We start from the raw sequence: 24,178 nt of genomic DNA on the forward strand, positions 1-24,178 counted from the left end.
GCTCAGCCGGCCGGCGTGAGACCTGGCCGGTCCAACAGCCGGGTCAGGACCAGAGCACTCTTCGTGCGTACGACATAAGGTTCGGCGTTCATCCGTTCCAGCACCTCCTCGAAGTGGCGGATGTCGGCCGCGAGCACGTGGACGAGCGCGTCTGCCTCCCCGGTGAGCGTGCAGGCCGAGACCACCTCCGGGAACCTCGCGACCCCGTCGCGGATCGTCGTCGGCGAGGTCTTGCCCTGGCAGTACAGCTCGACGTAGGCCTCGGTCGTCCAACCCAGCGCCTCCGGTTCGACCTTCGCCGTGAAACCGGTGATCGCGCCCGACTGGCGCAGCCGGTCGACCCGGCGCTTCACCGCGGGCGCCGACAGGCCCACCTTGGCGCCGATGTCGGCGAAGCTCGCCCGACCGTCGTCGAGGAGGAGCGAGACGATCCGTTCGTCGAGGGTGTCAAGCCGCACAGGTCACGCTCCTTCGCGGGATCGCGGTCGACCGTGGCAACCGAACCTGCCGCACATGGTCGCTCAAGGGGTGTTCCCCTAGTCTGCGGGTCATGTCTCCGCGCCGGCTCGTCGTCCTGGTCAATGGCCTACCCGCCGCGGGCAAGTCGACGCTCGCCCCGAAGCTCGCGCGGGCGCTCGGCCTCCCGCTGTTGAGCAAGGATGTCATCAAGGAGACGCATGCCGACGTGCTCGGCGTCGCCTCACCGGACGGCCGGACACAACGGCAGTGGAACGCCGCCCTGGGACGAGCCGCGAGCGAGACCATGTGGTCCCTGCTGGCGTACGCATCGGCCGGAGCGGTCCTGGAGAGCTCCTGGCGGGCGGACGTCCGCCCGCTCGTGCAAGCGGGCCTCACCCACGCCGGCGTCAGCTGCCCGGTGGAGGTGTGGTGTGACGTCTCACCCGAGCTTGCCTGGTCGCGGTACGTCGCGCGGGCGGAGTCGTCCCACCCGATCCACGGCGCCCTGATGAGCCACAGCGAGGAGTGGGCGCGGATGGTGGAACACGGGCAACCACTGGCGCTCGGCCCCGTCCGCAGGGTCGACACAAGCGGCGACGTCGACGTCGACCAGCTGGCCGCCTGGTGCGAGTCCTCGGACCAGTCTTGGGAGAATGGTCGAAGCCCACATCCAGGAGGTTGACGAGCCATGGCAACCACACCAGTCCGCGTCGGGATCGTGGGTGCCACCGTCACGACCGGCGGCAGCGGCTGGGGAGCCAATGCGCACGTGCCCGCGCTGCAGGCCCTTCCCGAGTTCGAACTCAAGGCTGTCTGTACCTCCCGCGAAGGCACTGCCCGGGCATCTGCACAGGCGTTCGGCGCCGAGTTGGCGTTCCACGACATCGACGAGATGGTGGCCCACCCGGACGTCGACCTCGTTGCTGTCGTGGTCCGTGTGCCCTGGCACCGTGACCTGGTGATGGCCGGACTGCGCGCCGGGAAGCCGGTCTTCTGCGAGTGGCCACTTGGCGCCAATCTCACCGAGGCCCAGGAGATGGCCGACGCCGCCCGTGAGCGGTCACTGCGCACGATGGTGGGGCTCCAGGCGCGCAGCGACTCCCACGTCAGGTATGCCCGCGACCTCATCGCGGACGGCTACGTCGGTGAGGTGTTGGTCGCGAACGTCACGGTCAAACCCCAGGCGATCACCGAGCGGGGCACGGGACGTATCTGGCAGGCCGACCTCGCGAACGGGGCGAACCCGCTCACCATCCCCGGTGGCCACACCATCGACGCGCTGTGCTTCCTGCTGGGCGAGTTCGCGGAGGTGTCGGCGCGGGTGGCGACCCGGATACGGCACTGGCGGCACACCGACACCGGTGAAGAGGTCCGCGTCACCGCTCCCGACAGCATCAGCGTGGCCGGTCGCCTGGTGGGTGACGCCGAGGTCGCTTTCCAGGTCGCCACCGTGCCGACGAACCCGACCGGCACGCGGATCGAGATCCACGGCAGCGAGGGGAGTCTGGTTCTCACCGGCCCGTCTGCCCAGATCGGCCCCAACCAGCTTGTTGGCGCGCGTGGCTCGGACCCGATGACCGAGCTCACCCCGCCGGCGCGCTACACACCGATCCCGGGCGACACTCCGGCGGGCAGCCCGTGGAACGTGGCACAGGCCTACCACCGCATCGCCCATGCGTTACGCGACGGCGAACCCTACGACCCTGACTTCGCCCAGGCACTTCGACGCCACCGCCTCATCGAGGCGATCGGGCGCTCTTCGCAGGAGCGACGCGCCGTCGCACTCTGACCGGCGAGCGTGGCCGTCAGGAGGTCTCGGCGCCTTCCTCCCGGGACTTCCGGGCACCCGCATGCGCGACGTCCTCGGCGCTGTAGCGCGGCGGTCGGCCGGTGCCCAGGCCGGCGCTCGAGAGGATCTTTCCGATCACCAGACCCACCAACGGCACGCCGACCGCACCGACGAAGAACAGCCACCACTCCGCCATGACGACAGCCACACCGGCCACCACGGAGCCGAGGAAGATGATCGTGACGGTCGTCCAGGCCGCTGGACTGTTGCCGTGACCTGGGTGAATCGAGCCGCCCGGTGCGTCCGACATTCGTACCTCTCCTTCGCCCGTTGCCTTCATCATTGTCTCCCGCGTCCCAGATCGGCCGGCCCAGGGGGCGGCGATCACGGCGGGGTGGTCCTCAGCCGCGGGTGGTCGGGTCCTCGCCCCGGTCAAGAGCGGCCCAGGCATCATCGGCCACTGGATGGCTGGACCGCTCCGGCGGTGCCGACCCGGTTGCCCGCGCTGCGCTGGTGGCGCGAGACGACTCGGTGGCGCCGTCCGGTCTGGTGGAGTGGGCCGGTCTGGTGGAGCGGGCCACCCCGGAGCCACCCGGCGCGTCGTACCGGCTGCCCATCGCGGGCCAGCGGGAACCACCGAGTGCGGTCGACAGACCACCGACGGTGACAAGTACGCCGGCCACGCAGCCGGCCACCGGCCAGCCGCTCGTCGCCCGCGCCGACGCGTGCACGGTGAGGGTCGGGTCCCCCACCGCCGTCGCGAGCGCGTTGTCGGCGATCGCGGAGTCCTGGAGCCAGAACGCCACGCAGGCCGCCACCATCGCCACACCGGTGAGGACGAGCACGACGCCCACGATCCGCCGGGCGGACCGGCGGGTGGCGAGTACCGCCAGGAGCCCGGCCAGCCCGACCAGGCCGGCGGCGCGGACGAGGGGTGCGGCCTCTACCCCACCCACCATCACCCGAACGGCCGGGTAGTCGGGGACTGCCCACTCGGCACTCACCCACGTACGACCCGCCGCGAACAACGCCAGCGCGGCACCCGCCAGGACCAGGACGAGTGCGACCGTCATCTCCCGCCGGGGCGTCATGGCTGCGTGAACGTCTCCGCGACCGCCACGGCCCGCAGGGCCGCCGCCGCCTTGCTTCGGGTCTCGGCGTCCTCGGCGAGTGGGTCGGAGTCGGCGACGATGCCGCCGCCGGCCTGGACGTAGGCCACACCCTCGCGCAGCAGGGCGGTACGAATGGCGATGGCGGCGTCGAGGTCTCCCGCGAAGTCGAGATAGCCGACGACGCCGCCGTAGAGCCCCCGGCGGGTCGGCTCGAGCTCCTCGATGATCTCCATCGCCCGGGGCTTCGGCGCGCCCGACAGCGTCCCCGCCGGGAAGCAGGCGCACAACGCGTCGAACGCCGTCCTGTCCTCGGCCAGGCGCCCGACGACCGTCGACTCCAGATGCATCACGTGGCTGTAGCGGCGGACCGTCATGAAGTCGACGACCTCGACGGTCCCGGGCGCGCAGACGCGGCCGAGGTCATTGCGGCCGAGGTCGACCAGCATGAGGTGCTCGGCGCGTTCCTTCGCATCCGCGAGCAGCTCGACTTCCAGGGCGTGGTCGTGTTCTGGGGTGCTGCCGCGGGGTCGGGTGCCCGCGATCGGATGCGTCATCGCCTTCTCGCCGGTCACGGTCACGAGCGCCTCGGGGCTCGACCCCACGATGTCGAAGTCGTCGTAGCGCAGGAGGTACATGTAGGGCGACGGGTTCGAGAACCTCAGCACGCGGTAGATGTCGAAGGCGCGCGCCGTCGTCCGGCGTTCGAAGCGCTGGGACACGACGACCTGGAATGCCTCACCGGCGCGGATCTCCTCCTTCGCCCGCTCGACCGCCGCCATGTGCTCGGCCTGAGTCCGGCGCCGTTCGTACGCCGGATCGGCCTGCAGGTCAGCGGCCGCGACGAACGACGGCGTCGGCTGGCTGAGGGCCTTGGTCATCGTGTCGAGCCGCTCTACCGCGTCGGCCCACGCCTCGTCGACCCGCTCGGGACTGTCGTCCCAGTTCACGGCGTTGGCGATCAGGAGCAGCGTGCCGTCCTCGTGGTCGAGAACGGCGAGGTCCGTGGCCAGCATGAGCGAGAGCTCAGGAAGGTGCAGGTCGTCGGTGGTGAGGTCGGGCAGGCGTTCGAGCCGGCGTACGGCGTCGTAGCCGATGTAACCCACCAGACCTCCGGTGAGCGGCGGCAGGTCGGGAAGGTGCGGCGTGTGCAGACGGGTGAGCGTCTCCCGGACCGCTTCGAGCGGGTCTCCGCCTTCGGGCAGGCCGACCGGTGGGGTGCCGAGCCAGTGCGCGGCACCATCGCGCTCGGTCAGGGTGGCGGCGGAATGGACGCCCACGAACGAATAGCGCCCCCACACCCCACCCTGTTCGGCGGACTCGAGCAGGAAGGTTCCCGGCTCGTCGCGGGCGAGCTTGGCATAGACACCGAGCGGCGTCTCCGCGTCGGCGAGCAACCTCCGGGTGACCGGGATGACCCGCAGGTTCCGGGCAAGGTCGCGGAATCCCGCCAGATCGGGGTTTGTCGTACCGAGCATCGTCACCGGGGCACTCCCTGCGGGGTGGGTACGCCGACGACGGCATCCAGCAGGTCGGCGTCGAAGCACGTGCGGTCCCCGGTGTGGCAGGCCGGTCCCTCCTGGTCGACCTTGACCAAGATGCTGTCGCCGTCGCAGTCAAGGCGTACCTCCTTGACCCACTGGCGGTGCCCGGAAGTCTCGCCTTTGACCCAGTACGTCCGGCGGCTCCGGCTCCAGAACGTCGTACGCCCGGTCGTGAGGGTGCGGTGCAGCGCCTCGTCGTCCATCCAGCCCACCATCAGGACCTCGCCGGAGTCGTGGCGCTGGACGACCGCGACAACGAGTCCCTGGGCGTCGCGCGAGAGACGTGCCGCGATCTCGGGGTCGAGCCCGCTGGAGGGTGCGAGCGGTGTGTCACCGGGCATGGCCGCCATTCTCGCCGGTGGGTCGGACGGCTTCCGGCCCGGGTGCACCCGGACGCATCATGGAAACGTGACCACCGAGCCAGCTCCGACGCAGGTGCACCTGAGCGGCCGATGGCCGGTGCTCGGCAGCGTGCTGGTGGTGGCGGCGGTCGTCGTGCTCGCGTGGCTCGGATCGGGCCTTCGTCCGCACACCTGGCCGTCGACCGCACTCGTCGTCACCACAGCGCTGGGCGTCGGCATCCTGGCGTTGCGCCGGACCAGGTCCCGGGCACCAACCGGGACGCGGACGCGGCGACGCGTGGCCACGCCACGGCTGCGGCGGGCGGTCATCTGCTGGGCGGTCCTGCTCGCGGCCGCGCTCGGGTGGGAGGCGTACGCCTTCGTTCACCAGCCGGCATGGAACGTCAGCAGCGCCGACTACCCCACCTTGTCGGTCCTGCTGGATCCGCTGCTGGAGCTGCGGCCGGTACGGTTCGTCGCCTGGCTCGCGTGGCTCGGTGCGGGGCTTCGATTGGCGCGACCGTGACCACCCGGCTCGTCGTGATCGCCGGCTTCGTGGTGCTGTTGCTGCTCGCCTGCTCCCTGGTCATCCTGGCGCGGATCCACCGAGTGCAGCTGGCCACCCTCGGAGAGGCCCTCGCCCACGTGATGGTGCGTGCGGAGGTCCGGATCCTCGTACTCTGCGGCTGGGCCTGGTTGGGCTGGCACGCCCTGGCCCGCTGAAGCCGACCCGGAACGGGAGGCCGCGGCACTCGTGGCAGGCTGACCGACCATGGAGACACCGATTCCGACATCGACGAGCGGGCAACCCGGCGAGCTGCGGGCCTTCGGTGGTGGTGGCGGCGGGCCGGCTTCTGCGCCGGCGGCGAAGGCAGGCGTGGGGTTCACCAGCCGGCAGGCGTACCGCTTCGAGGGGAGCGCGGTCTGCTCCGGCGCGGCCGCCCGGTTGTTCGAGGTCGACGTCGAGGTGACGACCGACACCGTGCTGTCCTACGTCCTCCTCCCGGACTTCGCCCCAGGCGACCTGCGGTATCTCGCGACCTTCACCGCCGTCGACCTCGAGTTCGGTGACGGCACCCGGCTCAGTGACCTGGGCGTCCGGGACCAGCACGGCGTCGTCCTCGGCCCGCGCGAGCAGGGCGAGGCGCGGACACTCTCGGTGGACCAGTGGAACTACCGGTACGCGCGGATCGGTGACGTCGCCGCCGGGCGCACCGTCCGCGCCGTCCTCGTCGGTTACGACGCTCCGGTGGGACCCGGCAGCGTCTCGGGTTGGGTCGACGCCATCGGACTCGACGAGCGGCCGAGGACGCCACCACCGGCCCGCCCCTCCGACCAGGTGGTCACGACCAGGGGCACCCACTCCAGTGCGGAGTTCTCCCGCGGCAACACGATTCCGGCGACCGCCGTGCCGCACGGCTTCAACTTCTGGACGCCGGTGACCGACGCCGGATCCCTGACCTGGGTGTACGAATACCACCGCGCGAACAACGCCGACAACCGGCCGGAGCTGCAGGCGTTCGCACTGAGCCACCAGACGAGTCCGTGGATGGGCGACCGGCAGACGTTCCAGGTGATGCCGTCAAGCGCCGAGGGTGAGCCAGACGGTGACCGCTCCGCGCGGGCGCTCGCGTTCGGGCACGACGCCGAGATCGCCCGACCCCACTACTACGCGGTGACGTTCGACAACGGCATCAGGACCGAGATCGCGCCGGCCGACCATGCGGCGATGTTCCGGTTCACCTTTCCGGGCGACACGTCGACCCTGCTCTTCGACAACGTGAACGCCGACGCGGGCGTGATGGTGCACCCCGGGCGCAACGTGGTCACCGGGTTCACCGACGTACGCAGCCGGCTCTCCAACGGCGCGACCCGGATGTTCGTCGTTGCGTCGTTCGACCACCCGGTCGTGGCGAGTGGGCGGCCGACCGGCACCGGTGAGCGCCGCGACGCCAGCGGCTACGTGCGCTTCGACACCTCCACCGACAAGACGGTCACCATGCGGATCGCGACCTCGCTCATCAGCCTCGAACAGGCCGAACGCAACCTCGCGCTGGAGCTCGGCCCGGACGAGACGTTCGAGGGCGTCCGCGAGCGCGCACAGCGACAGTGGGACGAGAAGCTCGCCGTCATCGAGGTGGAAGGCGCCAGCGAGGACCAACTGGTGACGCTCTACTCGAACCTGTACCGGCTCTTCCTCTATCCCAACTCCGCGTACGAGAACATCGGGACGGCGGCCGAACCGGTCTACGCCCACGCGGTCCAGTCCTCGGTCACCACGCCACCGAGCACGCCGACCTCCACCGGCGCCCGGGTCGTGCCCGGGAAGGTCCATGTGAACAACGGGTTCTGGGACACCTACCGCACCACCTGGCCGGCGTACGCCCTCCTCACGCCGAGTCTGGCGGGCGAACTGGTCGACGGTTTCCTGCAGCAGTACCGCGACGGCGGCTGGATCTCGCGCTGGTCCTCACCCGGCTACGCCGATCTGATGGTCGGGACGAGCTCCGACGTGGCGTTCGCCGACGCGTTCGTCAAGGGCGTCACGGGTTTCGACGTCGAGACGGCCTACGACGCCGCGCTGAAGAACGCCACCGTGCGCCCGCCGAACGACCATGTGGGCCGGAAGGGCATCGACAGCTCCCGCTTCCTCGGCTACACCGCCGACGAGTCGACCCACGAGGCGATGTCGTGGGCGATGGACGGCTACATCAACGACTTCGGCATCGCGATGATGGCCGGGAAGCTGGCCGAACGCTGCGAAGGCGACGATCCGCGCCGGGACCGCTACCTGGCCGAGCAGGCGTACTTCTCCCGGCGGGCGCGAGGGTACGTCCACCTCTTCGACCCGGCGGTGGGATTCTTCCAGGGCAGGCTCGCCGACGGCCGGCGGCGGTTGTCGCCTGAGGAGTTCGACCCACGGATCTGGGGCTTCGACTACACCGAGACCAACGCGTGGAACATGGCCTTCCACGCCCCACACGACGGGGAGGGTCTCGCGAATCTCTACGGGGGAAGGGAGAAGCTGGCGGCCAAGCTCGACGAGTTCTTCGCGACACCTGAGACCGGAGCCGAGGAGGTCAAGGGGTGGTACTCCCAGGTCATCCACGAGATGACCGAGGCGCGGGACGTACGCATGGGAATGTACGGCCACAGCAACCAGCCGGCCCACCACATCGCGTACATGTACCTCAACGCCTGCCAGCCGTGGAAGACTCAGGAGAAGGTGCGCGACGTCCTCGCCCGGCTCTATCTCGGCAGCGAGATCGGCCAGGGCTACCCGGGCGACGAGGACAACGGCGAGATGTCGGCCTGGCAGGTGTTCAGCGCCCTCGGCCTCTACCCTCTGCAGGTGGGCAGACCGGCGTATGCCGTCGGTTCGCCGCTCTTCACCAGGGCCACGATCCATCTCGAGAATGGCCGCCGCCTGGTCGTCAGTGCACCCGGCAACGGCCCGGAAACTCCCTACGTACAGTCGTTGACCGTCAATGGTGAGGCGTACGACGCGACGACGCTCCCCCACGACCTGCTCGCCGAGGGAGCGGTGCTGGAGTTCGTGATGGGATCACGACCGTCCACGTGGGGCACGGATCCGCGCAGCGCGCCGCCGTCACTGACGGCGACCGGCGCCCTGCCGCAACCCCTCGTTGACATCACGACTGCTGGCGAGGTCACCGCCGGCCCGGGGATCGTGGCGGCGCGGTTGTTCGACGACACGGCGAGTGTGGACGTCGGGTTCGACCGACCCGACGCCTGGGTGCAATGCGAGGTTGACAGCGCGACGCAGGTCGAGCTCTACACCCTCACCTCGGCATCCGTGGGACGTGACCCGAGCGCGTGGGTGGTCAAGGGCTCGCGAGACGGTGTGGGGTGGGACGTGCTCGACACGCGTACGGACGAGGAGTTCCGGTGGCGCTCGCAGACCCGGGTGTTCGCCCTCGCACGGCCGGCGGCCTGCACGCACTACCGGTTCGAGTTCACCGGCGGCGACGGCAAGCCGTTCGCCCTTGCCCAGATCGAGCTCCTCGCCGAGCCGGCCGCGAGCGGGTCGAACACTAGGATCGAGGCATGAGCGACCACGCCCGGACCGAACGCCAGGCGCTGGCCGACCTCCTCTTCGAGGTCGGTCCCGACGCCCCCACGCTGTGCGGTAGCTGGACGACCAGCGATCTCGTGGCGCATCTCGTCATCCGGGAGAGCGACGTCGTGGCCGCGGCCGGCATGGTGATTGGCCCACTGGCAGGTCGTACGAAGACGACGATGGACGCAATGGTGCGGCGACTCGGCTACACCGAGGTCGTCGACCGGTTCCGGAAGGGCCCACCTCGCTGGTCACCGATGCGGATCCATGGCATCGACGAGGCGGCCAACACGATGGAGTTCTACGTCCACCACGAGGACGTCCGCCGGGCCAGGCCGGACTGGGAGCCACGCGAGTTGCCGGCCGACCTGGAGGAGACACTGTGGCGCCGGGTCACCGGGCCGGGCCGGTTCCTGTTCCGCCGCTGTGCCGTCGGTCTACTCGTGGTCCGTCCCAACGGCTCCACCGTCCGCGTACGCAACGGGGAGCCCACCGCCGTGCTCGCGGGAAAGCCGAGCGAAATCGCGCTCTACATGTGGGGACGCAAGGATGTCGCCCTGGTCGAGACCAGCGGACCTGACGCCGCCGTCGAGGCTCTCGCCCAGGCTCCGCTCGGTTTCTAGCGCGTGTCCTGACTGGTCGCGGGCGTCGTGCTAGCCTCCGGGTCAGGTCGCCGCATCGACGCGTCGACCCAATGATGTAACCAGCGACAAAGCAGCAGACGACAGGGGAGCGCGGAAGCGCTGAGAGTGCGGGGCCACGCAAACTGGCACACCCGCAGACCCTCGAACCTGATCTGGGTAATTCCAGCGCAGGAAGTCGGTCTGTCCGGCCACGGCAACGTGACGTACGCACCTGACTCGGACCCCACGAGCAGGTGCGTTGTTGCGCCCGAACGGATCCGGCAGGACGCGGTCGCCCGTCATCTGCGTGAGCAGGCTCTGCGTGGGCAGGGTTCTGCACGAGCAGGGAGGGCAACGCCATGTCCCATGACTCCACCGAGACCCCGACCGGTCGCCTCGACTCCCCACCCACCACCCGCCTTCGCTGGCGGACCGTCGACATCATCGTGGCGGCCGTGCTCGCTGCCGCGTTCGGTGTGGTGTTCGCCGGGTGGAACGCACTGTGGGCCGCGACCGCTCCAGCGTTCACCTGGTTTCCCCCCGCCCAGGCGGTGCTCTACGGCATGTGGCTCGTTCCCGGTGTGCTCGGCGGCCTGGTCATCCGCAAGCCCGGTGCGTCGGTGTTCACCGAACTCGTCGCCGCCACCGTCTCGGTGTTCTTCGGCGCGCCCGCCCCGCTGATGATCGTGGTGTACGGGCTGGTGCAAGGTATGGGCGCGGAGCTGGGATTCGCGGCGCTGCGCTACCGGTCCTGGCGGCTGCCGGCCGCGTTGGTCGCAGGTCTGACGGCCGGGCTGGTACCAGCCGTCCTCGACAACATCCTCTACAACGCCGCGTGGGCACCGGCGTGGATGCTCGCCTACGGCGTCCTGGTCGTGGCCAGCACCGTCGCCCTGGCCGGAGTGGGTAGCTATGTGCTCGTGCGCGCGCTGGCCAGCACCGGTGTCCTCGCACCGTTCGCCGCGGGGCGCGAGCAGTCCACGACATGACACCGGCGCACCCAGCGGCCCTGGGCGTCCGCGCCCGCGCCTGGGGCTACCGCCATGCCGGTCGGCAGGCGTGGGCCGTCCGCGGGCTCGACCTCACCGTCGAGCCCGGGGAACGGATCCTGCTCGCGGGCGCGTCCGGCGCGGGCAAGAGCACGCTTCTCACGGCCCTTGCCGGACTCCTCGACCCCGAACAGGCAGGCGAGGTCGAGGGCGCCCTCACCGTCGGCGGGGCTCCGCCGAGGGAGGTACGGGAGCGGGTCGGCATCGCGTTCCAGGATCCGGAGAGCCAGCTGGTCATGGCCCGGGCCGGCGACGACGTGGCGTTCGGGTTGGAGAACCGCGGAGTGCCGACACCCGCGATCTGGCCGCGGGTCGAGGAGGCACTGAAACTCACCGGGTTCCCGTACGACCGGGACCAGCCCACCGGTCAGCTGTCCGGTGGCGAGAAACAGCGCCTGGTCCTCGCCGGCGTCATGGCGCTCTCTCCCGCCCTCCTGCTGCTCGACGAACCCACGGCGAACCTCGACCCGGACGGCGCCGCCCTTGTGCGTACGGCGGTCGAACGGGTCGTCGCGGCTCGCGGCAGCACCCTGATCGTCGTCGACCACCGGGTGGACGACTGGCTGCCGCTCGTCTCCCGGGTCGTGGTCCTGCGCGCCGGCGGTGGTGTCCTCGCCGACGGCGAACCGGCGCAGGTCTTCGCCACCCAGGGCGAGAGGCTGGCCGCCGCAGGGGTGTGGGTTCCAGGGCACCGGCCGCCTCGGCGGCGCGCACCGGAACCCGCCACCGAACCGCTGCTGGCAGCGGAGGGGCTGACCCACACCTATCCCGCCGCCGGCCGGCCCGCGCTGGTCGACGCGAACGTACGGCTCCACGCCGGCGAGGCACTCGCGCTCACCGGTACCAACGGGTCCGGCAAGTCCACCCTCGCGATGCTGCTCGCCGGGCTGCTGCCTCCGTCGGCGGGCCACGTCCGTGCCATGCCGTCGTTGTACCTCCGGGCCGGGCTAGACCCCCGGTGGACGGCTGCCCGACGTCGGCTGTTCCAGCGGCAGAGTGGCGACTCACCGCTGCACACCTGGCGGGCGACGGAGCTCGTCCGCGCGATGGGCACCGTCTTCCAGGACCCCGAGCACCAGTTCCTCACCTCAACCGTCCGCGCCGAGCTGGCGCTCGGTCCCCGGCTCATCGGTTGCTCCCCCGGCGAGGTGACGTCGCGCGTCGACGACCTGCTGGACCGCCTGCGGCTCGCGCATCTCGCCGCCGCCAACCCGTTCACCCTCTCCGGTGGAGAGAAGCGGCGCCTCTCCGTCGCCACCGCTCTCGCGACCGGGCCGGCGGCACTGGTGCTCGACGAGCCGACGTTCGGACAGGACAGGAGCACCTGGCTCGAACTGCTCGACCTGCTGGCGAACCTGCGCGACGAAGGACATGCGGTGACCTTCGTGAGCCACGACGCGGACTTTGTAGCGGCCTTCGCCGACCGCACGCTCGAGATGCGGGCGGGACGGCTTGTCCACGAGAGCGACCAGCGGATGGCAGCGAAGCGAGAATGCGCATGAGTGTGCTGGCGGAGCCGATCGTCGCCAACCCGAAGGCCCTGCTCGGGCGCCTCAACCCCGTCACCAAACTCGCGGCGGCCACGATCGTCATGGTCGGCCTGCTCTTCACCGGTGACGCCGTGACACCTGCGCTCGTGCTCGCCGCCGAACTCGCCGCGGTCTCGGCGGCCGGTGTCAGGTGGCGGGTCTTCCTGCGAAGGCTCTGGCTGCTGATCCTCCTGACCGGTGGGCTCGCGGCCTCGACACTGCTGTTCACCGACCGCCAGGGTGGGGCTCCCCTCCTGGACGCCGGGCCGCTCCTGGTGACCACCGAGAGTGCGCTCGCGGCCCTCGCGATCAGCCTCCGGATCCTGGCGATCGCTCTCCCGGGAGTCGTGGTGTTCGCCTCCACCGATCCGACGGAGCTCGCCGACGCGCTCGTCCAGCACCTGCGTACGCCACCACGCTTCACGTTCGGCGCCCTTGCCGCGTGGCGACTCGTGCCGGTCCTGGGCGACGAGTGGCGCACCCTGATGCTGGCCCGGCGCGCGCGTGGGATCGACCCCGGCCGATCACCGCTACGCAGGGTCCGGCTCTTCGCCTCCGGGGTCTTCGCTCTCCTGGTCTGCGCGATCAGGCGGGCGATCCGGTTGGCGACGGCGATGGAGTCGCGGGGGTTCACTGGCGAGCACGGTCGGACGCTTGCCCGACCACAACCCCTCCGAGCGGCCGACGGCGTGTTCTTCCTCGCGACGGTCGCGGTGATGGTCGGCGCGACGGCGTTCAGCCTCGGCCTGGGAACCTGGCGGTTCCTGTTCTGGTGACGGGCTGCTGATCAGGCGGTCTCGAAATCGCCGGCCCGCACACCCGCGACGAACGCCTGCCACGAGCCAACGCTGAACGCGAGAATCGGTCCGCCACGGTCCTTCGAATCGCGAACCGCGATCTGCGGACCGAGCCCGGCGACCTCGACACAGTTGGAACCATTACCGCTGTAACTACTGGCCCGCCACGCAGCGACCTCGACACAGTTGGAACCGTTACCGCTGTAACTGCTCGTCCGCCACGCCAGGCGCAACGGGTCCGGTGTGCAAACCCGCATGGTCAATCCCCTCGTCGGATTCAACTTCTGATGATCTTGTCGGCCGCCTGCGCGAGATAGTCCACCGAATCCATTGGGCTGAGGGCCATCGCACGCAAGTGGTCGAAAGCCAGGCTATACCGGTAGATCTCGACATCTCGCTCGACATATCGATTAGCCGTCATAGTTTCGACATAGACGGCATCCGGCTCAGATGGCTCAGGAAATTCCAGGATCGCGAATGTCCCGCTCGTCGCCGGATGCGCTCCGGCGGAGGTCGGTAGGACCTGCAGGGTGATGTTGTCCTGTGCGGCGAAGGCGCGGAGCCGGTCGTACTGCTCGGCCATCACCTTCGGCGAACCCACCAGCCAGGAGAGCGCAGGCTCGGCGAGGACGGTCCAGAACCGAGGCGGATTCTCCTCCCGGGTGAGCAGCCGTTGCCGTGTCATGCGTACTTCCACCCGGCGGTCGATCTCGGCTGGCGAGGACAGCCCCATCGATGCGGCATGGATGATCTCGCGAGCGTAGTCCTCGGTCTGCATCAGCCCGTGGACGAGGTGTGCGTCGTAGCAGCGCATCCCTGCCAACTGCGCCTCGACCTCGATGTAGTCGGCGTAGTCGCTGGGCACGAACTCCGCGTAGGCGTCCCACCAGCCCTTCGTCCGCGCGGTGCGCGTCTTGCTGAGGATCGCCGTCCGGCGCTCACCCTCGACGCCGTACGAATCGAGCAGGTGGCCCAGGTCCTTGGCGCTGATGCCGACGACGGCGGTCTCGATCCGGCTGATCTTGGCGACGGACCAGCCGAGCCGGGCGCCGACATCCTCGAGTGTGAGTTGGGCGCGCTCGCGGAGGAGGCGCAGTTCGGCCGCCAGTCGCCGGCGCTGGATGGTGGGGGACTTCGTTCCGGAGCGTGTGGCGTACATCCGTTTCTTCCGGTTCTGGTGGGGAATGTGGCCGTAGGTGACGCGAATGTCTGATCTCGCGCATCCCGGCACATCATCGGCGATGATCGTTTGGCCCGCGTAGTGAACGACACAAGTGCAAATTTGCGCATTCGTGGTGTACGCGCACTACCACAGGATTACCGTCGGTGCAGAAGCAGTGCCGCAGCGCCATCACCTCGACGGGGAGGTTCGTAGCGATGGCAACGACGACACCCACGGTCACCTGGAAAAGGGGCCCAGGGAAGAGGGGCACGCGGAAACCAGCGGGAACACCGGCGTCGCACGCCGATGTCTGGTTCCTGGCGGCAGGCGCACGCCCATCCGGAGCTGTCGAAGACGAACTCGACCGCCGGGCACGCGAGCTGGCGACGATCCATCGGCCCCAACGTGACGCACTCAGCTGGCGCCGCCGATGGAGGCTCGTTCCCTGGCCCACCCTGGAGCGTTCGCACTGTGTCTTCTGCGGACGGCAGTGGCTCTGCCCGCCGGCCGCGTGGGCGCATGGACGGCTGTCCACACTCGGCAACCTCAGCCGCGAGATCTGCGAGGAGAGCCCATGACGACATCCTCGCTGACCCTGAAGATCGGCCCGGGTGACACCGCGCCGGACGCGGGCAACCTCGGCGCCACCTACGACCAGGTCATCGCGACCGTCCCGGTCCGCGACGTGCCTTACCCCTGGGTGCAGCTCGTCCGCCCGGGCGGCGAACTGGTGGTGACGTGGCACAACCCGTTCGCGGGAGCGGCCATCGCACGGTTGAGCGTCGCCGCCGACGGGCGGGCGGCCGGAAACTTCGTCGAACTCGCCGACGTCGCCTGCGAGGACGAACCCACACCAGTGATCGCCGAGGCCGAGAACGCGGTCCCGTGGTATCGCACGACCACGCCACTCGATCCCGACACCGTGTGGTCCGACCCGGCCGCGCTCTTCGCCCTGGGTGTCCGACTCCCCCGGCTGCGGTCGGTCGGCCAGAGGACAGGCCCGCAACGCCTACCAAGGGCGGACCAGGCGCAGAAGGACATGACTCCGCGCCCGGACGGGACCGAGGCCGAGTCCCGGCGGTGGGTCTACGACGGGACCTCCTGCGCCTGCGCCGTCCGCGGTCCGTCCGGGGAGATCCAGGTCGAGCAACACGGCCCGCGCCTGCTGTGGCGGGAGATCGAGGCCGCCTACAAGTGGTGGCTGGACCACGACCAACCGGCGTTCGACTCGTTCGGTCTCAGCGTGACGTCCTTCGGCCAGTTCGCCTGGCTCGGGCACCGCTGCTCCGGCCGGATCTGGCGGCTCTGAGGAGGACCGACGCCCGACGAGTGCCATCGGCACTCGGGCACCGTTCCCGTACGCACCATCGTGAGGTTCGAGCAATCCCATGACGCCCGAGGTGAGCGCGCCCTCGTCCGCTCCGACACGCACCCTTCCACCGCAGGATCACGTCGATCAGCAGCCCCGACCGCACCCCGGAGTCACCACGGTCCTGGTCGGGATCCTGCTCGCCCTCGGGGTGGCCGCCATCGCGGTGCTCTACCGGCTGTCGCCGTATCCGTCGGACCAGCTCAACTACTTCGACGCCGCGCGCGAGTTTCCTCACCGGTCGAGCACCGGCGGTGGTGAGCACCAACTCCTGCGCATCGGCCTGATCGTCCCGTTGCGCCTGGCGCAGATGCTGTTCGGCTACTCGCAGGGGGCGTACCTGCTCGTCCCGACGCTCGCGGCGATCGGGCTCGCGGTCGCCGTCTACGCCCTCGGTGTCCTGCTCTTCAACCGCACGGTGGGCTTCGCGGCGGCGGTCCTCACCGTGGGCAACAGCATCGTCTTCACCGACCTCACCGCACCGCTACCGGACCTCCTGGCGACCGCCCTGCTGTGTGGTGCGGTGGCGCTCACCCTCGCGATCAGACAGGGGCGTCACGTCGTCACCGCGAGCGCACGCCGGCAGGCCGGCGCCCTCGTCATGGTGGGCATCCTGCTGGGCTGGAGCTACCTCACCCGTGAGTACATCGTCTTCTGCTGGCCGCTCGTTCCCTTCCTGCTCTGGAAGCGGCTGCCGTACCGACGGCTGCTGTGGATCGTGGCTCCTCTCACGGCCATCGGACTCGTGGAGCTCGGCCTCAACGCCGCCGCCTCGGGAGATGCGCTCGCCCGGCTGCACGCCTCGGCCTCGCACGGCCAGTCGCCGAGGAGTACCAGCTTCATCGGGCACAGCCGGCAGTGGTACCTCTCCCGGCCCGCCGCGATTCTCGGTGGTACCCCTAAAATAAAAAAGCTCAAGGCGGCGCTCCTCGCGACAGTGGCGGCGCCCCTGATCTCCCGCAGGCTCGCGTTCCTCGCCGGTTGGGCGGCGATTTTCGCCCTGCCCCTGATCGCGTTGGGCGGGTTCCTCGACCCCGACCACCCGATGCTGCGGATCACCAAGGAGCGGTACTGGATTCCCCTGATGCCGGCGGTCTGCCTGTGCGCGGTCGCGGGTGTCTGGCTCCTGGCGCGTAACCGTGCCACGGTCGTGCCGGCGCTGCGCGGCCGTTCGCGGGTGGTCGCCACCTGGGTGACGCTCGCCGTCGTGGCCGTGCCGGTCGGCATCGCGCAGCATGCCCGGATGACCGAACCCACTCCGCAGAACGCGAGCTTCGCCGCGAACGGTGGCGTGCAACTCGAGCACCTCCGCCCCTGGCTCGACCAGCATTCGACCGGAGTGACGACGGTATGGGCGGAGCCGCGGACGTACCGCCTGGTCAAGCTCTTCGCCACCGGAACCTTCGGCGGCCCGGTCTGGTCCGGAGAGTTGAAACTCTGGCTTCCCGGCGCCAGCCACCCGCAGCCGCTTCCCGGCGACTACGTGGTGCTCTACAGCCCACGCTCCGGGGTCTGTGGACCGTGCCGGGACAACGCCGAGGCGCTGCTGGGCAGTCCGGTCCACGTGCCGGCGTCCTGGCAGCCGGCGTTCATCAGTTCCCGCCGCGTGGTGGAGATCTACCAGGTCCGGTGACGGATCGACGGGCTGACGAGGACGGCGGTGGTCCGGAGTCGTCTCGCCGTCCGCAGCCGCTTTGCCTGTTCGACAAAACTTCCGTCCCGGGCGTTTAGTCTCCGCTGTGCTGAGCCATAACGGGCAGGGGAAGCAACGCAACGGGAGACCCTGATCTTGTCTACTGCCACCTCCCCGCCGAACGTCGTGTCGGCTGCGGCCGCTGCCGGACCTGTCGGGACCGGCGCGGGCCCAGCCGTTCCGACCGCCGGGGGCACGCCACGCACTCCCACCCGCGTGGACCGCTGGCGGCATTCGCGCCCGCTCACCGTCGCCATCGGCTGCCTTCTCGCGGTCGGCGTCGGCGTGGTCGAGGTGCTGTACCGGTTACCGCCGGTGCCCTTCGACCAGGTCAACTACTTCGACGCCGCGTGGGGCTTTCCCAGTCATACGTCGTACATCAGTGATCATCAGGTGCTCCGGCACGGCCTGACCGTCCCGATCCGGATGGCGCAGGAACTCTTCGGCTACTCCCAGGCCGCCTTCCTCGCGGTCCCGATCCTGTCCGGCGTACTCCTGGCCGTGAGTGTCTACGTCATCGGGCTGTTGTTGTTCAACCGGACGGTCGGTTTCGCCGCGGCCGTCCTCACGGTCGGCAACTCCGTGGTCTTCCCCAACCTGACGACTCCGTTGCCCGACGTGCTGGCGACCGCGCTCATGTGCGCCGCGCTGGCGGTCGCGCTCGCCCTCCGGCAACGCCGACTCCTCGTGGCGGGGACGCGGCGACGGGAGATCGTGGCGCTCCTGATCGTCGGCGCCCTGCTCGGATGGAGCTACCTGGCCCGCGAGTACATGGTGTTCGTCTGGCCGCTGATCCCGCTGATGCTGATCCGGCGGGTACGCATGATCCGGCTCGGCTGGCTCATCGTCCCGCTGCTGGTCGTGGGCGGCGGGGAAGCCCTCCTCAACACGCTCGCCTACGGCGATCCGCTGACCCGGCTGCACGTCGCCGCACACCATGGCGACGGACCGCCGCTGAGCGACGAGCCGTGGCGCAACGAACATCTCGGACACAGCGCCCAGTGGTACCTCACCCGGCTCGCGGCCATCGTCGGCGCGGCTCCGGAGGCGCTGTGGCTCAAGGCCGCCGTCGCGGCGACCGTCGTCGGTGCGTTCTTCCACCGCAGGATCGGGTTCCTGCTGGTGTGGGCGTTGCTGTTCTACGTGCCGCTGGTCGCGCTCGGCGGCCTGCTCGATCCGTACCAGCCGCGGCTGCGGATCAACGTGCAGAGGTACTGGCTGCCGCTGATTCCCGCCATCGTGCTCGCTTTCGTGGCCGTCACCTGGCTGCTCGTCAGCAACCGCGCCAGGGTGGTGCCGTTCCTGCGTGAGCGGGCCCGGCTCCGCTCGGCGCTCGCCTCGCTGGCGGTGCTGGCGGCCGTGGCGGTGCCGGTCGGCCTCGCACAGCACGCCCGCGCCACCGGGGACACCGATCCGTACGCACGCTACGCCGCCAACGGTGCCACCGAACTCGAGGACTTCCGATCCTGGCTGCAGCGGACGGATTCGGTCGACACCCTCTGGGCGAACCCGAGTACGAACCGGGTCGTGGGGATCTACCTCAACCCGACGTTCGGCCGGCCGGCGTGGGACGGCGAGCTGACGGTCTGGCATCGGGTGGATGATCCGCAGCCCGGTGATCACGTCGTGCTCTACAGCGCCCGGACGCCGACCTGCGGCGCCTGCATGGTCCACGCGCAGAACATCCTCGGCGATCCGGTCCGGATCCCCGCCTCATGGCGGCTTGTCTTCCAGGCCAACGACCGGCAGGTCGAGGTCTACCGAGTTCGCTGAATCAGGTTCCGTCTTCCCGGCCTGCTCTGCCACTCCCCTGGTCCGTTGTACTCGTGCCACGTCGACTATTCTCGGCCCGTTTCCGATCACGCCGCCATCGCCTTGATGGTGCTCCTTTTTCGGAAGGGACGGTCCGCCGATGCCTGTGCGCGCCCGCGAACGGCTCCACACGCTTGTCGTCGGGGGTCTGCTCGCGATTGCCACAGTGCTGGTCGAGATCGTCTACCGGCTTCCGCCGTATCCCTCCGACCAGCTCTATTACTTCGATTTCGCCGAGAGTTTTCCCGCTAGTCCCCTGGCCGACAACTCACTTTTTCTCCAGCGATTCGTTCATCAGTTCCTGCGGTACGGACTTGTCTTTCCGATGCGTCTCGCCCAGGAGGTTTTCGGGTATTCGCAGGGGGCCTATCTGTTGGTGCCTGTCGCCGCCGGAGTCGCTCTCGCCGTCGGCGTTTATCTGCTCGGCGTCCTTCTCCTCAACCGCACGGTGGGGGTGGCGGGCGCCGTCCTCACCGTCGGCAACTCCATCGTCTTCCCGGAGCTCACCCAGCCTCTGCCCGACCTGCTCGCCACGTCGCTCTTCTGCTGGGCCGTCGTCGTCGCGGTCGCGATCCGGCAGCGTCGGCGCGTCGTGACCGTGACCCGGCGGCGGGAGACCGTTGCGCTGCTCGTCCTGGGCGTACTCCTCGGGTGGAGCTATCTCACCCGTGAGTACATCGTGTTCTGTTGGCCGCTCATCCCGCTCCTCTTCCTCCGGCGGGTTCCGCTGCGCAGGTGGCTGTGGGTGGCGTTGCCGCTCGTGGTCATCGGCGGCGGCGAGGCCATCGTCAACGCGGTCCTCTTCGGCGACCCACTGGCGCGCCTGCACGCCTCCGCCGCACACGGGAGCGTCGCGCCGGCGGTCACGGACTTCCTCGGGCACAGCCGCCGTTGGTATCTGACCCGGGTGCTCGCGGTTCTCGGCGCGGCGCCCGAGGGTCAGTGGCTCAAGGGCGCGCTCGTCGTCACGGTGCTCGGTGCGGTGTTCTCGCGCAAGCTGGTGGTCCTCGCCGCCTGGGCCGTACTGTTCTACGTCCCGTTGGTCGCGTTCGGTGGCGTCATCGATCCCGACCATCCGATGGTCCGGATCCTCAAGGAGCGCTACTGGCTGCCGCTCATGCCCGCGATCATGCTGGGCGCTGTGGTTGCCGGTTGGCTCGTCGTTCATGCGGTGGTGCGGCGGGCGCCGCCCGTTCGTGCGTACGCCGGAGTCGTCGCGGGTGTCACCGCTCTCGCGGTCGCTGTGGTGCCCGTGAGCATCGCCCAGCACGTCCGCATAACCGATCGCGACGATCCGCTGAACGCGACGTACGCCGTCAACGGTGGTACGCAGCTGGAACAGTTCCGCTCCTGGTTGGCCGCGGACGGCGGCGACGTCGACACGATCTGGGCCGACCAGCGCTCGGTCCGGCTGGTGCGGGTCTTCGTCAACGGCACGTTCGGCGAGCCCGTCTGGCGCGGTCGGATCGCCACCTGGTACACGCCGGAGCAGGTGCCGGCCGGCATGGCGGCGGGGGCGCCGAAGGCAGGCGATCACGTCATGTTCTACAGCCTCCGGTCCACGATCTGCGGATACTGCCGGGGCAACGCCGAGGTCCTTCTCGACAGCCGGCCGGCGAGCCCGCCGGCGACCTGGCGGCTCGTGTTCACCACCGACGACGACGTGGTCCAGGTCTACGAGGTCCGCTGACAGGCGGGCCCGCGGGCTACCAGAGCGTGAAGGAGTCGGCCAAGACCTCACCCAGGAGTCCGGCGGTGGCCTCGATCGGCGCGAGCGCGAGGATCCGCTGCTGCTTGAGGGCGCCGTCGACCAGGGCGTCGACGTCGGTCGGCTCGTAGCCCACCGCGCCGAGGCCGTTGGGCAGGCCGGTTTCGCGCATCAGCCGGCGAATCGCCTCCGGTAGCCGTTCCCTCGCGTCGGCCATGGTGTCCGTGGCGGGATCGAGTACGTGCGCCGCCTCGAGGTGGCGATCGGGGCTGGATTCGTACGTACGCCGGAACGCCGCCGGAGCGGTCAGCACGACCGCCATCCCGTGCGGGACCATCGCCTCGCTCTCCGGATAGTCGGCCGGGCGGAAGTCGCGTACCTGTCCCGCGATCGGATAGGCGCACGCATGCGGGAGGTGGACACCCGCGTTCCCGAAGCCCAGACCGGCGAACAGCGCCGCCTGCAACAGGTCGGTCCTGGCCGCGACGTCGTTCCCGTCACGGTAGGCGACCCGCAGCGAGCGGGCGAGCAACGGCAGCGCCTGCCGGACCCAGATGTCGGAGATCGGGTTGGCGCCGCAGTAGGCCACCCGTTGCTCGGGCCGGCGCCTCGGGAAGCTGTCGTACGGCCTTGCCGTGAACGACTCCAACGCATGGCACAACACGTCGAACGCCGTCGCCGCCGTGACGCCGGGCGGCACGGACAGGGTGACCGACGGGTCGACCACGGCCAGCACCGGTCGCAGCCGCGGATGACTGATGCCGGTCTTCACCCGTTCGGCCAGCAGGTCCATGACGCAGACAGCCGTGCTCTCGGCGCCGGTGCCGGCGGTCGTCGGGACCGCGACCAGCGGTTTGACCGGTCCCGGCGGCGCGAGCCCGCGGCCGATCGGCGGATTGACGTAGCCGAGCAGGTCGCCCGGATACGAGGTCAGCAGGTTGACGGCCTTGGCCGTGTCGATGCTCGAACCGCCGCCGACCGCGACGAACCCGTCCCAGCGCCCGCCGGCGGCGGTGTCGACGGCGGCCTGGATGCTCTCGTCGGTCGGCTCGACGTGGACACCGTCGTAGAGAGCGGCGACCAGCCCGGCCGCCCGCAACTGCTCGACGACCCGCTGAGGTGTCCCCGTGGCGGCGACGCCGGCATCGGTCACCACCAGCACCCGCGTCGCACCCAGCGCGGCGACGTCGTACCCGATCTCCTCGATGGCACCGGCTCCGAACTTCAGTGCCGGTCCGCCCCAGGTGAACACCGTCTCCTGCATGCCTACCGTCTCCCGCATGCGTTACCGCCTCCCGCGACGTTCGGAAATGGGTTTGCGCGCCGGCGCTGCCTGCTGTGACCGTGACCCACATGCCGCCGGAACGCAAGGCGGCGGCAGCCAACGGATCGTGCCGGACCCCTCAGGAGCACCGATGACACGACCCATACCGAACACACCGTCGGAAGCCGCGTGCTGGCGCCGCGATGCCGTTCAACCGCTCATCGACGTGTACGCCGGAGAGCCCGACGTCGAAGCGGTCATGCTCAGTGGCTCGGCCGCCCGTGGAAACGCCGACCGCTGGTCCGATGCCGAGATCGGGGTGTTCTGGTCGCGTCCTCCGGCAGAGGACGAGCGTCGGCGGCTCGCCCTGGCAGGCGGCATGCGGGACGCCCATATCTTCCCGCTCTACGAGCCCGAAGCGGTCTGGTGCGACGACATCTATCTCGGCGGGCCGATCGGGTCCGGCCTCCTGGTGGAGGTCGTCCACGCCGAGACCGTGGCCACCGAGAAGGCACTCGCCGACGTCTTCGACGACCACGATCCGGACCCGGCCGGGCTGAACCGCGCCCAGGGTGTCGTGGACGGGATCGCCTACCACGGTCAGGAGCTACTCGCCGGCTGGAAGCGACGGGCAGCGGCGTACCCGCGTGAGCTCGCGGTCGCGGTCGTCGAGCGGGCTGGCGTGATCGACCACTTCTGGCGCTGGGAGATGTACGCCGAACGACGGAATCCGGCGATGCTGGCCCAGCACTTCGCCGCCGTCTGCGAGCGGGTCGTCATGATGCTCCTCGCGCTCAACAGGCGGTACGGACCGAACCTGAAGTGGCTCCCCACGATCGCCGCGTCCCTCGACCACGCGCCGCCTGGTCTGGCCGACCGCATCGGCACCGTGTTCGCGTCGGAACCGGACGTCGCGGCAACGCTGCTCACCGACCTCGTGCGGGAGACGTTCGACCTGGTGGAAGCCGGCCTGCCCGAAGCTGACGTGGACCGGCTCCGGCGTGTCTTCGGCCACCGTCGCCTCCCCCTCGACGAGCTTCCGGCGAGCTGACCAGCGGCGACTCGTGGTGGACGTACCGGTCACGCCGCGTTCGGTTGCCGTTTTCGCCTACCAGGTACCGTCGGAGGACGTGACCACGACGACAGGCGGCCCGGGCCGCACGACAGCCGCCCTCACCGCGGACGCCGTCCTTCTCGACCTCGACAGCACCCTGGTCAACTCGCTGCCATCCCTCATCCGGTCGTGGAGCCAGTGGGCCGAGGAGCACGCCCTCACCCCCGCCCAGGTGCGCGCGGCCCTGGGACATGGGCTGACCGCGGCGGCCATCGTCGCGCGGCTGCTTCCGCCGGAGCGGAGAGCAGCCGGGCTCGCGCGGGTCGGCGAACTCGAGACCGCTGACGTCGCCGACGTCACGGCGTTGCCGGGCGCGAAGGCCCTGGTAGCCGCCCTCCCACCCGACCGCTGGGCGATCGTGACGTCCGGTAACCAGCTGGTCGCGAGGGCGCGGCTCCGGGCAGCCGGCCTCCCCGAGCCGACCGTCCTGGTCACCGCCGACGACGTGGGCAGGGGCAAGCCCGATCCCGAGCCCTACCTTCTCGGCGCGCGGCGGGTCGGGGCTGACCCGGCGCGGTGTCTCGTCGTGGAGGACGCGCCGGCCGGCCTCGCCGCCGCCCGTGCGGCCGGGATGCGGGCGATCGGCGTGACGACGACGCACCCCGCGGCCGACCTCGACGCCGACGTCGTTGTCGAAGGGCTACAGAACCTTCGCGTCGAGCTTGACGGTGCCGCGCTCACCATCGTGGTGAACGGCGAGGCATGATGGGTCGTCCTGTTCAGCCCGTGTGATCG

General features: G+C 70.0%; 23 protein-coding genes and 1 riboswitch. Of the genes, 15 read left to right on the forward strand and 8 right to left on the reverse strand.

Going from position 1 to position 24,178, the window contains the following annotated elements; all coding sequences use genetic code 11:
- Window positions 1-2: 2 nt before the first annotated feature.
- Window positions 3-458: an Lrp/AsnC family transcriptional regulator gene (locus tag ABN028_RS26050; protein WP_349328018.1), complete on the reverse strand. Its 456-nt coding sequence runs from the start codon at window positions 456-458 to the stop codon at window positions 3-5.
- Window positions 459-550: 92 nt separating this feature from the next.
- Between ABN028_RS26050 and ABN028_RS26055 the strand changes: the two genes are divergently transcribed.
- Window positions 551-1,141 (forward strand): P-loop nucleotide/nucleoside kinase family protein, encoded by a 591-nt coding sequence (locus tag ABN028_RS26055; protein ID WP_349328017.1) that lies wholly within the window; start codon window positions 551-553, stop codon window positions 1,139-1,141.
- A 6-nt stretch (window positions 1,142-1,147) separates the two neighbouring features.
- Window positions 1,148-2,248 (forward strand): Gfo/Idh/MocA family protein, encoded by a 1,101-nt coding sequence (locus tag ABN028_RS26060; RefSeq protein WP_349698435.1) that lies wholly within the window; start codon window positions 1,148-1,150, stop codon window positions 2,246-2,248.
- A gap of 16 nt (window positions 2,249-2,264) precedes the next feature.
- Here ABN028_RS26060 and ABN028_RS26065 read toward each other — a convergent pair whose 3' ends face one another.
- From ABN028_RS26065 to hisI, 4 genes are all read right to left on the reverse strand, one after another.
- Window positions 2,265-2,558 (reverse strand): HGxxPAAW family protein, encoded by a 294-nt coding sequence (locus ABN028_RS26065; RefSeq protein WP_349698436.1) that lies wholly within the window; start codon window positions 2,556-2,558, stop codon window positions 2,265-2,267.
- A gap of 91 nt (window positions 2,559-2,649) precedes the next feature.
- Window positions 2,650-3,339, reverse strand: a complete 690-nt coding sequence (locus ABN028_RS26070; protein WP_349328014.1) for a Trp biosynthesis-associated membrane protein — start codon at window positions 3,337-3,339, stop codon at window positions 2,650-2,652.
- A complete protein-coding gene (locus ABN028_RS26075; protein ID WP_349698459.1) occupies window positions 3,336-4,835 on the reverse strand; it encodes an anthranilate synthase component I in 1,500 nt (499 codons plus the stop codon). Before ABN028_RS26075 ends, ABN028_RS26070 begins: the two co-directional genes overlap by 4 nt.
- Window positions 4,836-4,837: 2 nt before the next feature.
- Window positions 4,838-5,242 (reverse strand): phosphoribosyl-AMP cyclohydrolase, encoded by a 405-nt coding sequence (gene hisI / locus ABN028_RS26080; RefSeq protein ID WP_349698437.1) that lies wholly within the window; start codon window positions 5,240-5,242, stop codon window positions 4,838-4,840.
- 67 nt (window positions 5,243-5,309) lie between these two features.
- Between hisI and ABN028_RS26085 the strand changes: the two genes are divergently transcribed.
- The 7 genes from ABN028_RS26085 (at window position 5,310) to ABN028_RS26115 (ending at window position 13,300) form a co-directional block, all read left to right on the forward strand.
- Window positions 5,310-5,768, forward strand: coding sequence for a hypothetical protein (locus tag ABN028_RS26085; RefSeq protein WP_349698438.1), 459 nt, complete (start codon window positions 5,310-5,312; stop codon window positions 5,766-5,768).
- Window positions 5,765-5,965, forward strand: coding sequence for a DUF6186 family protein (locus ABN028_RS26090; RefSeq protein ID WP_349328011.1), 201 nt, complete (start codon window positions 5,765-5,767; stop codon window positions 5,963-5,965). Before ABN028_RS26085 ends, ABN028_RS26090 begins: the two co-directional genes overlap by 4 nt.
- A 49-nt stretch (window positions 5,966-6,014) precedes the next feature.
- Window positions 6,015-9,314 carry a GH92 family glycosyl hydrolase gene (locus ABN028_RS26095; RefSeq protein WP_349698439.1) on the forward strand — a complete coding sequence of 1,100 codons (3,300 nt, stop codon included), beginning with the start codon at window positions 6,015-6,017 and terminating at the stop codon, window positions 9,312-9,314.
- Entirely contained in the window at window positions 9,311-9,946 is a 636-nt protein-coding gene (locus tag ABN028_RS26100) for a TIGR03085 family metal-binding protein (protein WP_349328009.1), read from the forward strand. The genes ABN028_RS26095 and ABN028_RS26100 overlap by 4 nt, the downstream gene beginning before the upstream one ends.
- 93 nt (window positions 9,947-10,039) lie before the next feature.
- Window positions 10,040-10,158, forward strand: a riboswitch (TPP riboswitch).
- A 147-nt stretch (window positions 10,159-10,305) separates the two neighbouring features.
- A complete protein-coding gene (locus tag ABN028_RS26105; RefSeq protein WP_349328008.1) occupies window positions 10,306-10,935 on the forward strand; it encodes an ECF transporter S component in 630 nt (209 codons plus the stop codon).
- Complete coding sequence (locus tag ABN028_RS26110) at window positions 10,932-12,497, forward strand: ABC transporter ATP-binding protein (RefSeq protein ID WP_349698440.1); 1,566 nt, start codon at window positions 10,932-10,934, stop codon at window positions 12,495-12,497. Before ABN028_RS26105 ends, ABN028_RS26110 begins: the two co-directional genes overlap by 4 nt.
- Complete coding sequence (locus tag ABN028_RS26115) at window positions 12,494-13,300, forward strand: energy-coupling factor transporter transmembrane component T family protein (RefSeq protein WP_349698441.1); 807 nt, start codon at window positions 12,494-12,496, stop codon at window positions 13,298-13,300. The genes ABN028_RS26110 and ABN028_RS26115 overlap by 4 nt, the downstream gene beginning before the upstream one ends.
- 11 nt (window positions 13,301-13,311) lie before the next feature.
- Here ABN028_RS26115 and ABN028_RS26120 read toward each other — a convergent pair whose 3' ends face one another.
- On the reverse strand, window positions 13,312-13,578 hold the full coding sequence (locus ABN028_RS26120; RefSeq protein WP_349328005.1) for a DUF397 domain-containing protein: 267 nt from the start codon (window positions 13,576-13,578) through the stop codon (window positions 13,312-13,314).
- 20 nt (window positions 13,579-13,598) lie between these two features.
- A complete protein-coding gene (locus ABN028_RS26125) occupies window positions 13,599-14,480 on the reverse strand; it encodes a helix-turn-helix domain-containing protein (RefSeq protein ID WP_349698442.1) in 882 nt (293 codons plus the stop codon).
- A gap of 577 nt (window positions 14,481-15,057) precedes the next feature.
- Here ABN028_RS26125 and ABN028_RS26130 point away from each other — a divergent pair.
- The 4 genes from ABN028_RS26130 (at window position 15,058) to ABN028_RS26145 (ending at window position 21,047) form a co-directional block, all read left to right on the forward strand.
- On the forward strand, window positions 15,058-15,792 hold the full coding sequence (locus ABN028_RS26130; protein WP_349698443.1) for a hypothetical protein: 735 nt from the start codon (window positions 15,058-15,060) through the stop codon (window positions 15,790-15,792).
- Between the two features lie 79 nt (window positions 15,793-15,871).
- On the forward strand, window positions 15,872-17,485 hold the full coding sequence (locus ABN028_RS26135) for an ArnT family glycosyltransferase (protein ID WP_349698444.1): 1,614 nt from the start codon (window positions 15,872-15,874) through the stop codon (window positions 17,483-17,485).
- Between the two features lie 156 nt (window positions 17,486-17,641).
- On the forward strand, window positions 17,642-19,318 hold the full coding sequence (locus ABN028_RS26140) for an ArnT family glycosyltransferase (protein WP_349698445.1): 1,677 nt from the start codon (window positions 17,642-17,644) through the stop codon (window positions 19,316-19,318).
- A gap of 139 nt (window positions 19,319-19,457) precedes the next feature.
- Complete coding sequence (locus ABN028_RS26145; protein WP_349698446.1) at window positions 19,458-21,047, forward strand: glycosyltransferase family 39 protein; 1,590 nt, start codon at window positions 19,458-19,460, stop codon at window positions 21,045-21,047.
- 16 nt (window positions 21,048-21,063) lie between these two features.
- Here ABN028_RS26145 and ABN028_RS26150 read toward each other — a convergent pair whose 3' ends face one another.
- Window positions 21,064-22,347 (reverse strand): hydroxyacid-oxoacid transhydrogenase, encoded by a 1,284-nt coding sequence (locus ABN028_RS26150; protein ID WP_349698447.1) that lies wholly within the window; start codon window positions 22,345-22,347, stop codon window positions 21,064-21,066.
- 133 nt (window positions 22,348-22,480) lie between these two features.
- On the opposite strand from ABN028_RS26150, the gene ABN028_RS26155 reads away from it, so the two are divergent.
- Together ABN028_RS26155 and ABN028_RS26160 are read left to right on the forward strand one after the other, a co-directional pair.
- Window positions 22,481-23,380, forward strand: a complete 900-nt coding sequence (locus ABN028_RS26155; RefSeq protein WP_349698448.1) for a DUF4037 domain-containing protein — start codon at window positions 22,481-22,483, stop codon at window positions 23,378-23,380.
- Window positions 23,381-23,459: 79 nt separating this feature from the next.
- On the forward strand, window positions 23,460-24,149 hold the full coding sequence (locus ABN028_RS26160; RefSeq protein ID WP_349327997.1) for an HAD-IA family hydrolase: 690 nt from the start codon (window positions 23,460-23,462) through the stop codon (window positions 24,147-24,149).
- Window positions 24,150-24,178: the final 29 nt, after the last annotated feature.

It is taken from the genome of Actinopolymorpha sp. B17G11 (genome assembly GCF_040196095.1).
In the GTDB taxonomy this organism is placed as follows: domain Bacteria; phylum Actinomycetota; class Actinomycetes; order Propionibacteriales; family Actinopolymorphaceae; genus Thermasporomyces.